Annotated in this window: 8 protein-coding genes, 4 pseudogenes and 1 riboswitch; of the genes and pseudogenes, 11 read left to right on the forward strand and 1 reads right to left on the reverse strand. The window is 71.6% G+C overall.

Annotated elements, in window-relative coordinates:
• Positions 1 to 47: 47 nt before the first annotated feature.
• On the reverse strand, positions 48 to 3,026 hold the full coding sequence (locus tag L2X99_RS03060) for a helix-turn-helix transcriptional regulator (RefSeq protein WP_236135616.1): 2,979 nt from the start codon (positions 3,024 to 3,026) through the stop codon (positions 48 to 50).
• A gap of 42 nt (positions 3,027 to 3,068) precedes the next feature.
• On the opposite strand from L2X99_RS03060, the gene L2X99_RS03065 reads away from it, so the two are divergent.
• From L2X99_RS03065 to L2X99_RS03115, 11 genes and pseudogenes are all read left to right on the forward strand, one after another.
• Complete coding sequence (locus L2X99_RS03065) at positions 3,069 to 3,281, forward strand: hypothetical protein (RefSeq protein ID WP_236125119.1); 213 nt, start codon at positions 3,069 to 3,071, stop codon at positions 3,279 to 3,281.
• Between the two features lie 19 nt (positions 3,282 to 3,300).
• Positions 3,301 to 3,394, forward strand: a riboswitch (TPP riboswitch).
• Positions 3,386 to 4,233, forward strand: a pseudogene (gene thiM, locus L2X99_RS03070) (hydroxyethylthiazole kinase). (Overlaps the previous riboswitch by 9 nt.)
• On the forward strand, positions 4,230 to 6,383 hold the full coding sequence (locus tag L2X99_RS03075) for a bifunctional hydroxymethylpyrimidine kinase/phosphomethylpyrimidine kinase (protein ID WP_236135617.1): 2,154 nt from the start codon (positions 4,230 to 4,232) through the stop codon (positions 6,381 to 6,383). The pseudogene thiM and the gene L2X99_RS03075 overlap by 4 nt, the downstream one beginning before the upstream one ends.
• Positions 6,384 to 6,604: 221 nt before the next feature.
• On the forward strand, positions 6,605 to 7,684 hold the full coding sequence (argC, locus tag L2X99_RS03080) for an N-acetyl-gamma-glutamyl-phosphate reductase (protein ID WP_236135618.1): 1,080 nt from the start codon (positions 6,605 to 6,607) through the stop codon (positions 7,682 to 7,684).
• A pseudogene (gene argJ / locus L2X99_RS03085) lies at positions 7,681 to 8,839 on the forward strand (bifunctional glutamate N-acetyltransferase/amino-acid acetyltransferase ArgJ). Before argC ends, argJ begins: the two are co-directional and overlap by 4 nt.
• A pseudogene (argB, locus tag L2X99_RS03090) lies at positions 8,836 to 9,745 on the forward strand (acetylglutamate kinase). Before argJ ends, argB begins: the two co-directional pseudogenes overlap by 4 nt.
• A complete protein-coding gene (locus L2X99_RS03095; protein WP_442923492.1) occupies positions 9,732 to 11,018 on the forward strand; it encodes an acetylornithine transaminase in 1,287 nt (428 codons plus the stop codon). Before argB ends, L2X99_RS03095 begins: the two are co-directional and overlap by 14 nt.
• Positions 11,015 to 11,950: an ornithine carbamoyltransferase gene (gene argF / locus L2X99_RS03100; RefSeq protein WP_236125115.1), complete on the forward strand. Its 936-nt coding sequence runs from the start codon at positions 11,015 to 11,017 to the stop codon at positions 11,948 to 11,950. Before L2X99_RS03095 ends, argF begins: the two co-directional genes overlap by 4 nt.
• A pseudogene (argH, locus tag L2X99_RS03105) lies at positions 11,947 to 13,403 on the forward strand (argininosuccinate lyase). Before argF ends, argH begins: the two are co-directional and overlap by 4 nt.
• Positions 13,404 to 13,491: 88 nt before the next feature.
• Positions 13,492 to 14,133 (forward strand): SatD family protein, encoded by a 642-nt coding sequence (locus L2X99_RS03110; RefSeq protein WP_236125114.1) that lies wholly within the window; start codon positions 13,492 to 13,494, stop codon positions 14,131 to 14,133.
• On the forward strand, positions 14,130 to 14,816 hold the full coding sequence (locus L2X99_RS03115) for a hypothetical protein (RefSeq protein WP_236125113.1): 687 nt from the start codon (positions 14,130 to 14,132) through the stop codon (positions 14,814 to 14,816). The genes L2X99_RS03110 and L2X99_RS03115 overlap by 4 nt, the downstream gene beginning before the upstream one ends.
• The last annotated feature ends 11 nt before the right edge of the window (positions 14,817 to 14,827 follow it).

The raw sequence follows: 14,827 nt of genomic DNA on the forward strand, positions 1-14,827 counted from the left end.
CGCCGAGAACCCGCCTGATTCACGTGAATCAGGCGGGGCGTCGGCGATCACGGGCGAGCGCGACGGATCGCCGCCGCCTCGGTGCGGTTCGCCGCGCCGATCTTGGCCAGGATGGCCGACACGTGCACCGAAGCGGTCTTCGGCGAGATGAACAGGCGCTCGCCGATCTGACGGTTCGTGAGTCCGTCGGCCACCAGCGCCAGCACCTGCTCCTCTCGTTCGGTGAGACCGGAGCCGCCGGTCGTTGCGCCGTGCCGGGCGAAGGCCCGCAGCCACGATGACACCGCCGGCGTGCGCACAGCCGGCAGCAGCGCCCGGCACATCTCGGCCGCGGCATCCGCCGACTCCTCGCGGGCGACCGAACGCACCAGGCGATACCGCGCGTAGTCGATCAGATGCATCGGCGCCGGTTCCTCTTCCAGGATGCGGACGGCGTCCGCCCATTCCGCCGAGCCGTCCCGCTCCTCGGCATCGACGAGGGCGCGGATGCCGGCGGACAGCATCGACGCGGGCAACGCGGCCAGCCCCGCGCGCACGGTGCGGCGGAGCGCCTCCGCCTCGTCCGTGCGCACACCGAACCGGAGCAGGGCGGCGGCCGCGCGAGCGGCGACGGGCAGCGCGCCGACGAACAACCCCGGGTCCTCCTGATCCGCCTCGGTCAGCCCGGAGAGCACGCGCATCGCCTCGTCCGCCGTCGCGTTCACGCGGGATCCGACCGCAGCGCCTTCGATCCGGTTCAGCGCGGCCTCGGCATCGACGACGATCCACCCGAGGCGCTCCTCGGCGTCGTACAGCACGTCGCGGATGAAGGCGTCCTCGTCGCGGCGGATGCGGGCGGCCTCATCGCCCTGGCCCGACCACAGCAGTGCGGTGCTCAGCGTCCGCAGTGCCGCCGAGCGGAACAGCGCCATGCGGCCAAGGGAGCCTTTCGCGTCCGAGACCACGCGCACGGCGGCCTCGAGGTCTCCGAGTGCGACCAGCGCATTCGCCAGGTTGACCAGCACGGCCGCACCGACGCCGCGCTCCAGGCCGATGTCGACCGCCAGCGCATAGGTCTCCTCGGCCGCGGCAACCGCCTCGCGGTGTCGTCCCAGAGCTGTGAGCGCATCGCACTCGTTGACGCCGATCACCACGCGTGCGTATCCCGTGGTCTCGCGCGCCTTCATCCGCAGGGTCACGTCCAGCGCGAGCTGGCGATCGCCGGTCCGCGCGGTGAGCCATCCGATCGTCTGGTCTGCGCGTTGGAGCGCCTGCAGGTCTCCGCTGCGCTCGGCGATGGCATACGCCCGCTCGCTGAGGGCGACCGCCTCGTGCAGATCGTCGAGCTGCATCGCGAGCGTGGCCAGCGCGATCGCGTGGGCCGGATCACTGTCCGCTCCGGGCAGGGCCGCCATCATGTCGACGGCGCTGCGCGCCGCGGCGACCGCCTCGTCCCGCCTGCCCAGATCAGCCAGCGCGAGAGTGAGCACGCGCAGGATCGGCACCTGCTCGTGCGGCGAGGCACCGGTCAGCCTGGACAGGCTGGTGCGGGCGACCCTCTCGCTGCGGGCGAGATCATTCAGCGACCGCCACTCATCGGCGACCTCATGACAGAGACCGGCGAGGGTGATCCCGCAGATCTCCTCGGCATCCGGCACCTGAGGCCACAGGTCCACGAGGCGTTCGCCGAGCCGCGTGGCGGCCGCTGTCGCGTGCGTGCGGTGCGCGACATCGCGCGCGGTCGCGGTGGCGCGGAAGGCTGCGGGGACGTCGCGTGCGGCCAGCCAGTGCTCCGCTGCGGCCGCCGCCTGCTCCTCCGCACCGGCGTCCACCTCGCGCTGCAGAGCCTGGGCGTAGACCCGGTGCAGGTGCGAGCGCTCGCCCGGGAGCAGATCATCGGTGGCCAGCTCCCGGATGAGTGCGTGGCGGAACGAGACGCCGTCGCGTCCGAGCGCGAGCACCCCGGCCTCGACGGCCCGTCGCATCGCATCCCGGACGGCGGACGCCTCGGTGCCGAGCACCTCGGTGAGCAGCGTGTCGTCGACCTGCATCCCGCCGATGGCCGCCGCGGACAGCAGCTGCCTGGTCTCCGCGTCGAGCTGGTCGAACCGCGACAGCACAAGGTCGCGAAGCGTCTCGGGAAGCCGGTCGCCGCGCACCGCGAGCAGCTCCTCGAGGAAGAACGGCACTCCGTCGCCGCGCGCGACGAGCGTGTCGAGTTCTGCGGCGTCGGCGCCCGGAGCGAGCGCGCCGATCAGCGCCGCGGACTGCGCTGCATCGAGGCGGGCGAGGTCGATCATCGTCACGGCACGGTTGCGCTCGAGCTCGGCCAGCAGCGGGCGCAGCGGATGCGTGCGGCCGACGTCATCGGTGCGGTAGGTCAGCACGAACGTGAGATGCCGGCAGTGCGCGGTGACGCTGAGCGCCGGCAGCAGACCCAGGGTGGCGGCATCCGCCCAGTGCAGGTCCTCGATCACCAGCACCAGATGGCGCGATTCGCTGAGGTTCTCCAGCACGCGCTCCACAGCCTCGGCGATGTGCTCTCCGGGCACGGCGCCGGCATCGGCCGTGAACTCCGGCAGGAGCGCTCCGATGGCGGCGGCCACACCCGGGGTCCGGGCGGCGTCGCGCAACGCGGCGTCACCGAGTTCACGGAGCAGGTCCCGAAGCAGGCGCCGGACCGGGGTGAACGGTGCACCGATGTCGCCGAGATCCACGCACTGACCGACCGCCACGGCCACCGGCGGCGGCCCGTCGGCATCGATCCCGTCGAGGAACTCCTGCAGCAGCCGCGACTTGCCGATACCGGCCTCGCCCCGCACGACGAGCACCCCGGGGTGCCCGGCGCGTCCCACCTGGAACCCCCGGCGCAGCATCCCCAGCTCATCGTCCCGACCGATCATCGGCGCCGACGTCGTCATGCGCCCATATTGGCATCGTGAGGCGGGCACGGGGAACCTGAGTCGCCTCAGATGCGCTCGGCGGACGAGGAATAGGGCATCTGCCCGATGCCGGGCGGGGACCTCAGAGAGGAACGTCATGGTCATCGACAACCAGCCGCTGGGGAAGCGGGACAGGGAGAAGAGATCATGAACGAGTACATCGTCTTCGGAGCATCGATGATCGAGCGCCGGCGGGTCGCGGAGCTGAACCGCGACTGCGAGCGTCGTCGGCAGCAGGCGGAGCGTGCCGAGGCCCCGGTGCGGGGCACCGGCTTCCTGTCGCGGGTCGCCGCGACGCTCCGTGCCGGGCACGACCGCCGCATGGCCGGGGGCGCGTCCGAGCGGGCCCGCACCGTCTGAGCGTGCCGATAGACTCTCGGGCAGTGACACGGGGTGCCGCATCCGCGGCTGAGAACACACCCGTCGAACCTGATCTAGTTCGTACTAGCGAAGGGATGTCGCCCATGAGCGAACCTCTGCACCCGTCCGCCGTCCTCGAGGACACCGCCCGCCTGCTGGAGGCGCTGCGCGCGGCACCGCCGCTGACGCACTGCATCACGAACAGCGTGGTGACCGGCTTCACAGCCAACGTGCTGCTCGCCCTCGGCGCAGCCCCGGCGATGGTCGACATCGTCGGCGAGGCGGGGATGTTCGCCTCCACCGCCTCCGGCCTGCTGCTGAACCTCGGCACGCCGACCCCGAGCAGCGCGCCGCCGCGCTCGAGGCCGCCGGCGGCGCCACCGCCGCGGGCACCCCGTGGGTGCTCGACCCGGTCGCGATCGGGGTGCTCCCGATCCGCACCGATCTGGCCCGCGACCTGGTCGCCCGACGACCGACGGCGATCCGAGGCAACGCCTCCGAGATCCTCGCCCTGGCGGGTCACAGCGCGGGCGGCCGCGGCGTCGACGCGACCGACTCGACCGAGGAGGCTGCCGAGGCCGCCCGCCTGCTCGCCCGCGAGCACGGCAGCGCCGTCGCGGTGTCGGGGCCGATCGACCTGCTCACCGACGGCGAGAGCGAGGTGCGGATCGCCAACGGCACGCCACTGCTCACCCGCGTCACCGGCGGAGGGTGCGCCCTCGGTGCCGTGATGGCGGCGTTCCTCGGCGCCGCGCGCGGCACCGGCACCCCCGCGCTGCACGCGGTGTCCGCGGCGTCCGTCGTCTACGAGATCGCCGCAGAACGCGCGGCTGCCGTGTCCACCGGACCCGGCGGTTTCGCCGTCGCTCTGCTCGACGCGCTCGCCGCGATCACCGCCGCCGACCTCGCGGACGCCCGCGTCGAGGTCGCCTTCCCGGAGGTCGCGCGATGACCCCCGACCTCTCGCTCTACCTCGTCACGGACGCTGCGCTGAGCGGCTCGCGCGGAGTGCCGGCGGTCGTCGCCGCCGCCGTGGACGGCGGCGCGCGCATCGTGCAGCTGCGCGACAAGCACGCGACGGATGCCGAGGTGACGGACCAGCTCGTCGAGCTCTCGGCCGTGATCGCCGGCCGCGCACTGCTCGTCGTCGACGACCGGCTGGACGCCGCTCTCGAGGCGCGCCGCCGCGGCGCGCGCATCGACGGCGTGCACCTCGGCCAGTCGGATGCCTCGGTGCTGGAGGCCCGTTCGGCGCTCGGTCCCGATGCGATCGTCGGCCTCACCGCTAACAGCGCCGCGCACCTCGACGCCGTCCGCGCCCTGCCGGCGGGCAGCGTCGACTACCTGGGCGTCGGTGTGGTGCACCCCACCGCGACCAAGCCCGACCACCCGCCGGCACTCGGCATCGCCGGGTTCGCCGAGTTCGTCGAGCGGAGCCCGCTGCCCTGCGTCGCGATCGGCGGCATCGGCCCCGACGACGTCGCGCCGCTGCGCGCCGCCGGCGCGGCCGGCGTCGCCGTGGTCTCCGCGATCTGCGCCGCGGAGGACCCGCGCACCGCGACCCGTGCGTTCCTGCGCGCCTGGCACGGCGGCCGCCCGCCGCGGGTGCTGAGCATCGCCGGCAGCGATCCGTCCGGAGGCGCCGGCGTGCAGGCGGATCTCAAGGCGATCGCCGCGAACGGCGGGTACGGCATGGCGGCGATCACCGCGCTGACCGCGCAGAACACTCAGGGCGTGCGATCCGTGCACGTTCCGCCGGCGGAGTTCCTCCGTGAGCAGCTCGACGCGCTCGCCGACGACATCGACATCGACGCCGTGAAGATCGGGATGCTCGCGGACGCCGAGAACATCCGCACGGTCGAGGGCTGGCTGGATGCTGTGCGGCCCGAGACGGTCGTACTGGACCCGGTGATGGTCGCCACCAGCGGGGACCGGCTGCTGGACGCGGCGGCCGAGGACGCGCTCCGTGCCCTGCTCCCACTCGCCGACGTCGTCACGCCGAACCTGCCCGAGCTGGCCGTGCTCGCCGAAGAGCTCCCTGCGGTCGGATGGGTCGAGGCGCAGGAGCAGGCGCGACGACTGTCCGAGCGGCACGGCGTGCTGGTGCTGGTCAAGGGCGGCCATCTCGACTCCGCCGATGCTCCCGACGCCCTGGTCGGGCCGGACGGCGTGCTCGCCGCGTTCACGGACCCGCGCATCGTCACCGAGAGCACGCACGGCACCGGATGCTCGCTCTCGTCGGCCCTTGCCGTCCGCCGTGCACGGGGTGCGGACTGGGCGACGGCGGTGACCGAGGCGCGGGCGTGGCTGCGCGAGTCGATCGCCGCAGGCGCCGGCCTCGACGTCGGACGCGGACACGGACCGGTGTCGCACTTCGAGGGGCTGTGGCGAAGAGGCGGGCTCGACACGGCTCCCACCGCCCGGCAGATCGCGGCGGAGTGGTGGCAGCGGATCGCCGGCATCCGTCACGGTATCGACGGTCTGCCCTTCATCCGAGCGCTCGCCGACGGAACCCTGCCCCGAGACGCCTTCCTGTTCTATCTCGCACAGGATGCGCTGTACCTGCGCGAGTACGCCCGCGTCCTGGCGGCGGCCTCGGGGCTGGCACCGACGCCGGAGGAGCAGGCGTTCTGGGCGCAGGGCGCGCAGGGTGCGATCGCCGGTGAGCTCGAGCTGCACGCGTCCTGGCTGAATCCCGGCGACGGCGTGGCCGAGATCATGTTCGCCTCCGAAGCGGGCCCTGTCACGACCGCGTACCTCGACCATCTCCGCGCGACGGCGTTCGGCGGCGACTACGCCGAACTCATCGCGGCCGTACTGCCCTGCTACTGGCTGTACGCCGACCTGGGGCAGCGGCTCGGCGCCGGCGACCTCGGTGCGTATGCGCTGGATCCGGGGCATCCGTACGCGTCCTGGCTGACGACCTACGCCGATCCCGCCTTCGCCGACGCGAACCGGCGTGCGATCGCGATCGTCACCGCGGCGGCGGCGGATGTCGGTCCCGAGAAGCGCGCGCGGATGTACTCCGCGTTCGAGCGGGCGGCGCAGCTCGAGCTCGACTTCTTCGCGGCACCTCTTCCGGACGGCGTGCCCGTCGTGTGACGACGGGGATTTGCGCATGCCGCGGCGGGGACGATATCGTCGCGGCATGCCCTCGGCCGCACACATGCTCGCACCGCTCGTTCTGAGCGCTGCACCCGTGCGCCGACGCCGTGGCGGCCGCCGACTCTAGGCGACCCCGCGCTCCTGTCCTGCGTTCGGACGGGATGAGTGCCGGTGTCGCCGCCCCGGTCCTCTCCCACTCCGACCGTTAAGGTAGATCCATGACGTTTTCCGTCGCCGTCTCCGGCGCATCCGGCTATGCGGGCGGCGAGATCCTGCGCCTCCTCGCCGCGCATCCCGACATAGAGATCCGCACCGTCACCGCGCACTCCAACGCCGGTCAGCCGCTTGTGCAGCACCAGCCGCACCTGCGCTCGCTCGCCCATCTCACCCTGCAGGACACGACGCCCGAGATCCTCTCCGGGCACGACATCGTGTTCCTCGCTCTTCCGCACGGGCAGTCCGGGCAGTACACCGACGCGCTCGGCGACGCCCCTCTCGTGATCGACGCCGGTGCGGACCACCGGCTCACCTCGCGCGCGGCCTGGGACGCGTTCTACGGCGGCGGCTTCCACGAGCCGTGGACCTACGGCGTGCCCGAGCTGACCGTCGGGGGAGTGAAGCAGCGCGAGAACCTGCGCGGCGCGACCCGCATCGCGGCCCCGGGCTGCAACGCGTCGACCGTGAGCCTCAGCCTCGCGCCCGGCGTGGCCGCGGGCGTCATCGATCCGGGGGACATCGTCACGGTGCTCGCGGTGGGCCCCTCCGGCGCCGGCAAGAGCCTCAAACCGCACCTGCTGGGCAGCGAGCTGCTCGGCACCGCCAACCCCTACGCGGTCGGCGGCACGCACCGGCACATCCCCGAGATCCGCCAGGCGCTCGCCGCGGCCCGCCCTTCGGTCGTTGAGCGAGCGCAGCGAGACGAAACGCCTGACGACATCCGCATCTCGTTCACCCCTGTGCTCGTGCCCATGGCACGCGGCATCCTCGCCACCTCGACCGCTCCGATCGTGGCGGACGCGAGCGACGCCGACATCCGGGACGCCTGGCAGCATGCCTACGGTGACGAGACCTTCGTGCACCTGCTGCCCGAAGGACACTTCCCGCGCACGGCTGACGTGCTCGGCGCCAACACCGCCCTGATCGGACTCGCGATCGACCGGGCCGCGAACCGCGTCACCGTGGTCACGGCCGTCGACAACCTCGTCAAGGGCACCGCAGGCGCTGCCGTCCAGTCCATGAACATCGCGCTCGGCCTTCCCGAGGACCGCGCTCTCACCGTGAACGGAGTCGCCCCGTGACCGTCACCGCACCCCAGGGATTCGAGGCGGCCGGCGTCGTCACCGGCCTGAAGTCGACCGGGAGGCCCGACGTGGCCGTCGTCGTCAATCGCGGCCCCCGCAAGGTCGGCACCGCCGTCTTCACCAGCAACCGTGCGAAGGCGAACCCCATCCTGTGGTCGCAGCAGGTCGTGGCCGACAGGATCGTCGAGGCCATCGTGCTGAACTCCGGGGGAGCGAACTGCTTCACGGGCGAATTCGGCTTCCAGACCAGCCACCTCACGGCCGAGAAGGCCGCCGAGCTGCTCGGAGTGAGCGCCGGCGACATCGTGGTCTGCTCCACAGGCCTGATCGGCACCGGTGACGAGGCATTCCGGGCCAAGGTGCTCGACGGCGTCGAGCGCGGCATCGCGGGCCTGTCGTCCGACGGCGGCCAGGCAGCCGCCGAGGCGATCATGACGACCGACACCGTCTCGAAGACCGCGATGGTCAGCGGTGACGGGTGGACGATCGGCGGCATGGCGAAGGGCGCGGGGATGCTGGCGCCGGGGCTTGCCACGATGCTCGTCGTGATCACCACCGATGCCGACCTCGAGGCGCACGAGGCGGATGCCGCGCTGCGCCGCGCCACCGGCACGACGTTCGACCGGCTCGACTCCGACGGCTGCATGTCGACGAACGACCAGGTCACGCTGCTCGCCAACGGCGCGAGCGGCGTCAAGCCCGACCCGGACGCGTTCGACGCTGCGCTCGCCGACCTGTGCGCACAGCTCGCCAAGAAGCTGCAGCAGGACGCCGAGGGGGCCAGCCATGACATCACGATCGAGGTCCGGCGGTGCGGCATCCGTCGCCGACGCCGTCGAGGTGGGCCGCTCGGTGGCGCGCAACAACCTGTTCAAGGCCGCGATCTTCGGCAACGATCCGAACTGGGGCCGCGTGCTCGCGGCGATCGGCACCACGAGCGCCGAGTTCGACCCGTACGACACCGACGTGTTCATGAACGGCGTCCGCGTCTGCACGGCCGGCGGCCCCGACCGCCCGCGCGAGGAGGTCGACCTGACCCCGCGCGCGACCGACCTCATCATCGACCTGAAGGTCGGCGGCCAGACCGCCACCATCCTCACCAACGACCTCACCCACGACTACGTGCACGAGAACAGCGCCTACTCCTCATGACGGATCTGCAGGACACCCCGCCCGACGTGGCCGCCGAGAAGGCCGCCACGCTCATCGAGTCACTGCCGTGGCTGAAGAAGTTCCGCGACCAGATCGTCGTGGTCAAGTACGGCGGCAACGCCATGGTCAGCGACGAGCTGCAGGACGCCTTCGCCCAGGACATCGCCTATCTGCGCTACGTCGGCGTGCAGCCCGTCGTCGTGCACGGCGGCGGCCCGCAGATCTCGACCATGCTCGACCGGCTCGACATCCCGAGCGAGTTCAAGGGCGGCTACCGGGTCACCAACACCGAGGCGATCAGCGTCGTCCGGATGGTGCTGACCGGGCAGGTCAACCCGCAGCTGGTCGGCAAGATCAACTCGCACGGCCCGATCGCGACCGGTCTGAGCGGTGAGGACGCCGGGCTGTTCGGCGGCCGCCGTCGCGGCGTCATGATCGACGGCGAGGAGGTCGACCTCGGCCGCGTCGGCGACGTCGTGCAGGTCGACCCGACCCCGGTGCTCGATCACCTCGCGGCCGGCCGGATCCCGGTCGTCTCCTCGATCGCGCCGGACCTCGACCACCCGGGGCAGTCGCTGAACGTGAATGCGGATGCCGCCGGCATCCGCCCTGGCCGTCGCGCTGGGCGCGCGCAAGCTGGTCGTCCTCACCGATGTGCCCGGTCTGTACGCGGACTGGCCCAATCGCGACTCACTGGTGTCGCACCTGACCGCTGAGGCGCTCACCGAGATGCTGCCGCGGCTGGAGTCCGGGATGATCCCGAAGATGCGCGCCTGCCTCGATGCCGTCGAGGGCGGGGTCGACGCCGCGGCGATCATCGACGGCCGGGTGCCGCACTCGGTACTCGTGGAGCTCTTCACCAGCAAGGGAATCGGAACGGAAGTGGTAGCGGATGCGTCGCACTGAGCGAGCGGAGCGAGACGAAGTGAGCGACTGGAAGAACGACGCGTCGCGCGACCTGATGAGCCTGGGCGGACGGCTCGCGCTGCTCACGCGCGGTGAGGGCTCGCATGTGTGGGACATCGACGGCACCCGCTACCTGGACTTCCTCGGCGGCATCGCGGTGAACTGCCTCGGGCATGCGCATCCGGTGTTCGTGGATGCCGTGTCCCGGCAGGCGGCGACTCTCGCGCACGTGTCGAACTACTTCGCCTCCCCGGCTCAGCTCGAGCTCGCCGCACGGCTGAAGCGGCTCGCCGGCACAGGGGAGCAGGGCCGCGTGTTCCTGACCAACTCCGGCACCGAGGCGAACGAGACGGCGATCAAGCTCGCCCGGCTGCACGGCTCACGGCCGGTGCACGGGCACGAGACGGGTCGCACCACGATCCTCGTGCTGGACGGCGCGTTCCACGGCCGCACCATGGGCGCGCTGTCGCTGACGCCCAAGGCGATCTACCGCGACCCGTTCCAGCCGGCCGTGCCGGATGTCCGTACGGTGGAGCACTCCGTGGAGAGCCTCGAGGCCGCGTTCGACGATTCGGTGGCCGCGATCTTCATCGAGCCCATCCAGGGCGAGGCGGGAGTCATCGAGCTGCCGGACGGCTTCCTGCAGCGGGCCCGCGAGCTCGCCACGCAGCACGATGCGCTGCTGATCCTCGACGAGGTGCAGACGGGGTCGGGCCGGCTCGGCGAGTGGTTCGCCTTCCAGCGGTTCGGTGTCGTGCCGGATGCGATCACGCTGGCGAAGAGCATCGGCGCGGGCTTCCCGCTCGGTGCGCTCGTCACGTTCGGTGCCGCGAGCGACCTGTTCTATCCGGGCACCCACAACTCCACGTTCGGCGGCAACCCGCTCGCCGCAGCCGTCGCGAACGCGGTGCTCGGCCACATCGAGGACGAGGATCTGCTCGCGAACGTGAACGCGCGCGGTGCCGAGCTGCGCGCCGGCGTCGAGAGCCTGCCGCTGGTGTCCGGCACCCGCGGCGCCGGTCTGCTCATCGGCATCACCCTGTCGCATCCGGTGGCCGCGGCCGTGCGCGAGGCCGCCCAGGAGCGCGGGCTCATCATCAACGCACCCACCGAGGACGCCATCCGCATCGCACCCGCCTACACGATCGGCGATGCCGAGGTGGCGGAGTTCCTCGACCTGTTCGGCCAGGCGCTCGGCGCCGTGGCATCCACTCTCACCACTACGGAGAACACCGCATGCGATGCACTGAGCGAGAGAATCGAGACGAAGTGACCCGCCACCTGCTGCGCGACGACGACCTGACCCCCGCCGAGCAGTCCGAGATCCTCGATCTCGCGCTCGAGCTGAAGAAGGATCGCTGGGCGAACAAGGCGCTGGCCGGTCCGCAGACGGTCGCCGTGATCTTCGACAAGTCGTCCACCCGCACCCGGGTGTCGTTCGCGGTCGGCATCGCCGACCTCGGTGGCTCTCCGCTGATCATCTCGACTGCCAACAGCCAGCTCGGCGGCAAGGAGACCCCTTCCGACACGGCGCGCGTGCTGGAGCGCCAGGTCGCCGCGATCGTGTGGCGCACCTACGCCCAGCAGGGGCTGGAGGAGATGGCGCGCGGCACGCGCGTGCCCGTGATCAACGCGCTCTCGGATGACTTCCACCCGTGCCAGCTGCTGGCGGATCTGCTCACGATCCGCGAGCACAAGGGCGAGCTCGCCGGGCTCACGCTGACCTTCTTCGGCGATGCGCGCAGCAACATGGCGCACTCCTACCTGCTGGCCGGCGTCACCGCGGGGATGCACGTGCGGATGGCCTCGCCCGAGGCCTACGCGCCGCGCGCCGACGTGGTCGTCGACGCCGAGCGCCGCGCCGCCGAGACCGGCGGCTCGGTCACCCTGCTCGACGACCCTCGTGAGGCAGCCCTCGGCGCCGACGTGATCGTCACCGACACGTGGGTGTCGATGGGCAAGGAGGAGGAGAAGAAGCAGCGGCTGCGCGACCTCGGCGGATACAAGGTGACCTCCGAGATCATGAGCCTCGCCGATCCCGAGTCGATCTTCATCCACTGCCTGCCGGCCGACCGCGGCTACGAGGTCGACACCGAGGTGATCGACGGACCGCAGAGCGTGGTGTGGGACGAGGCGGAGAACCGTCTGCACGCGCAGAAGGCGCTGCTGGTGTGGCTGCTCGGCAAGCAGGAGGCGGCAGCATGAGCGAGCGCCGTACTGAGCGAGCGGAGCGAGACGAAGTGACCCACGGCACGAACGAGGGAGCCCTCTGGGGTGCCCGTTTCGCCGGCGGGCCCTCGCCGAGCTCGCCGACCTGAGCCGCTCCACGCACTTCGACTGGGTTCTCGCGCCGTACGACATCGCCGGTTCGCATGCGCACGCCACCGCTCTGGAGGCCGCGGGATACCTGGAGCCCGACGAGGCCAGGCGGATGCACGAGGGGCTCGACGCCCTGGCTGCGAGGATCGCGGACGGAACGCTGCTGCCGGATCCCGGTGACGAGGACGTGCACGGCGCGCTCGAGAAGGCGCTCATCGCCGAAGTCGGCGCCGAGCTGGGCGGCCGCCTGCGGGCGGGCCGCAGCCGCAACGACCAGATCGCGACGCTGGTGCGCATGTACCTCATCGACCACGCGAGGGTGATCGCGCGCGATCTGCTGCGCGTCATCGATGCGCTCGTCGCCCAGGCCGAGGCGCACCCCGATGCGATCCTGCCCGGTCGCACGCACCTGCAGCACGCGCAGCCGGTGCTGCTCGCGCATCATCTGCAGGCGCACGCCTGGCCGCTCGTGCGCGAGCTGGAGCGGCTGGTGGACTGGCGCCGTCGCGCGGGCGTCTCCCCGTACGGCGGAGGTGCGCTGGCCGGATCCACGCTGGGGCTCGACCCCGCGCTGGTCGCGCGAGAGCTCGGGCTGGACCGTCCGGCGGAGAACTCGCTCGACGGCACGGCCGCGCGCGACGTGGTGGCGGAGTTCGCGTTCGTCACGGCGATGACCGGTATCGATCTGTCGCGGCTGTCCGAGGAGATCATCCTGTGGAACACGCGCGAGTTCGGGTTCGTGACGCTGGACGATGCCTACTCGACGGGGTCGAGCATCATGCCGCAGAAGAAGAACCCCGACATCGCCGAGCTCGCCCGTGGCAAGTCCGGCCGGTTGATCGGCAACCTGACGGGGCTGCTCGCGACGCTCAAGGGCCTGCCGCTGGCGTACAACCGCGACCTGCAGGAGGACAAGGAGCCGGTGTTCGACTCCGTCGTCACGCTGGAGGTCGTGCTGCCCGCGTTCGCGGGGATGGTGGCGACGCTGCGGTTCGACACCGCGCGGATGGCGGAGCTCGCCCCCCAGGGCTTCTCGCTCGCAACCGATGTGGCGGAGTGGCTGGTCAAGCGCCGGGTGCCGTTCCGTGACGCCCACGAGATCTCGGGCGCCCTGGTGCGGGCCTGCGAGGAGCGGGGGATCGGCCTGGAGGATGCTTCGGACGAGCTGCTGCTGTCGGTCTCGGAGCATCTCACGCCGGAGGTGCGCGAAGTGCTGTCGATCGAGGGATCGGTGGCCTCCCGCTCCGGCGCCGGCGGCACCGCGCCTGCGCGGGTGGCGGAGCAGCGCGTCGAGCTGGTCGGCCGTGCTCAGGCGGCAGCTCACGCGCTGGGCCTCTGAGGCGCTCACGACATGCCTATAAGAGGCATATCCGGAGAAAATAACCGATAAACGCATATTCTCAGCATATTCGTGTTACGGTTATGCCATGGTGATCGCCGTGATCGCAGACATCGTCGGCTCTCGCCGGCTGCAGGATCGTGCCGCTGCGCAGCAGCAGCTCGATGACACGATCGCGCGTGTCGAGGCCCGGCATCCGCTGGCGCTGCGACCGCTCCGCCCGACCGTCGGCGACGAGCAGCAGGGCGTCTACACCCGGCTCGAGGACGCCCTGATCTCGCTGCTGCTCGTGCAGCTCGCGCTGCCCGACGGCGTGGAGTTCCGCTTCGGCCTCGGCATCGGCGAGGTGCGGGCGCTGTCCTCCGCGCACGGCGAGCTCTCCGACGGCACCGGCTGGTACGCGGCCCGCGACGCGATCGAGTCCGTGCAGGAGCGGGAGCGAGCCATGCCGGGCATCCGCAGCTGGATTGTCGGCGCTCCGGGGCAGGATGAGGTCATGCCCTCCGTCATCGCCGCATCCAACGCGTACCTGCTGCTGCGCGATGAGACCGTCTCGCGCATGAGTGGGCGGGAACGGCGCCTGACCCTCGGCCGGATGGAGGGCCTGTCGCAGCAGGATCTCGCCGAGCAGGAGGGGGTGACGCAGCCCAGCGTCTCCAAGGCGCTGCGCGGATCGGGCGCGACCGTGCTCATCGCCGGCGTCGAACAGCTGCGGGGAGCGCTCGCATGATCCTCGCCGGCCTGCTGCTGTTCGCTGTCGGCGCGGTCGATCTGGTGCGCCAGTTCGTGCCCGCATCCCGTCGATGGGTCGGGTACGTCGTCGCCGCGCTGGCGCTGTTCCTCATCGGCTCCTTCTGCGATGCCGCGGGGTACATGCTCGCCGCGGCCGCCGGGGCGGTCGCCTGGCTGCTCAGCATGCCTGATCAGCCGGAGCGCCGGCAGGGCTTCTGGCCGGCGGTGCTCCTGGCCGTGGCATCGGTCGTCTCGGTGGTCGTGCTCGGAGATCGCGCCCCCGTCGGCTGGGCGCTGGAATCTCCGTTCGGCCGGATCTCGCCCGACCTCGCCGTGCTGGCACTGGGTATCGTCGTCTTCCTGCTGGAATCGGGCAACGTCGTGGTCCGCGCCGCCCTGGCCGGGGAGCACACCTGGAAGCCGACCGCCGAAGAGGGCGGCTTCAAGGGCGGACGGCTGATCGGGCCTCTGGAGCGGATGCTCGCCTTCCTGCTCATGCTCGTCCCGGCATACTCCCTGCTGGCCGCGCTGCTCGCCGCGAAGGGCATCGTGCGGTTCCCCGAGATCTCCAAGGACGGCGAGACCGGAGCCAGGGCGGAGTACTTCCTGGTGGGCAGCCTGGTCAGCTGGGCGATGGCGCTCGGCGGCGCCCTGCTGGTGTGGTGGGCGGCGAACGTCTGAGCGCGCCGCTG

This window comes from Microbacterium sp. KUDC0406 (assembly GCF_021582875.1).
GTDB lineage: Bacteria > Actinomycetota > Actinomycetes > Actinomycetales > Microbacteriaceae > Microbacterium.

Coding starts and splice junctions, on each gene's coding strand:
- L2X99_RS03075 (WP_236135617.1), top strand. CDS start 4,230: ATGACCCCCGACCTCTCGCTCTACCTCGTCACGGACGCTGCGCTGAGC.
- L2X99_RS03095 (WP_442923492.1), top strand. CDS start 9,732: ATGCGTCGCACTGAGCGAGCGGAGCGAGACGAAGTGAGCGACTGGAAG.
- L2X99_RS03115 (WP_236125113.1), top strand. CDS start 14,130: ATGATCCTCGCCGGCCTGCTGCTGTTCGCTGTCGGCGCGGTCGATCTG.
- L2X99_RS03110 (WP_236125114.1), top strand. CDS start 13,492: ATGGTGATCGCCGTGATCGCAGACATCGTCGGCTCTCGCCGGCTGCAG.
- argC (WP_236135618.1), top strand. CDS start 6,605: ATGACGTTTTCCGTCGCCGTCTCCGGCGCATCCGGCTATGCGGGCGGC.
- L2X99_RS03060 (WP_236135616.1), bottom strand. CDS start 3,026: ATGACCATGACGTTCCTCTCTGAGGTCCCCGCCCGGCATCGGGCAGAT.
- L2X99_RS03065 (WP_236125119.1), top strand. CDS start 3,069: ATGAACGAGTACATCGTCTTCGGAGCATCGATGATCGAGCGCCGGCGG.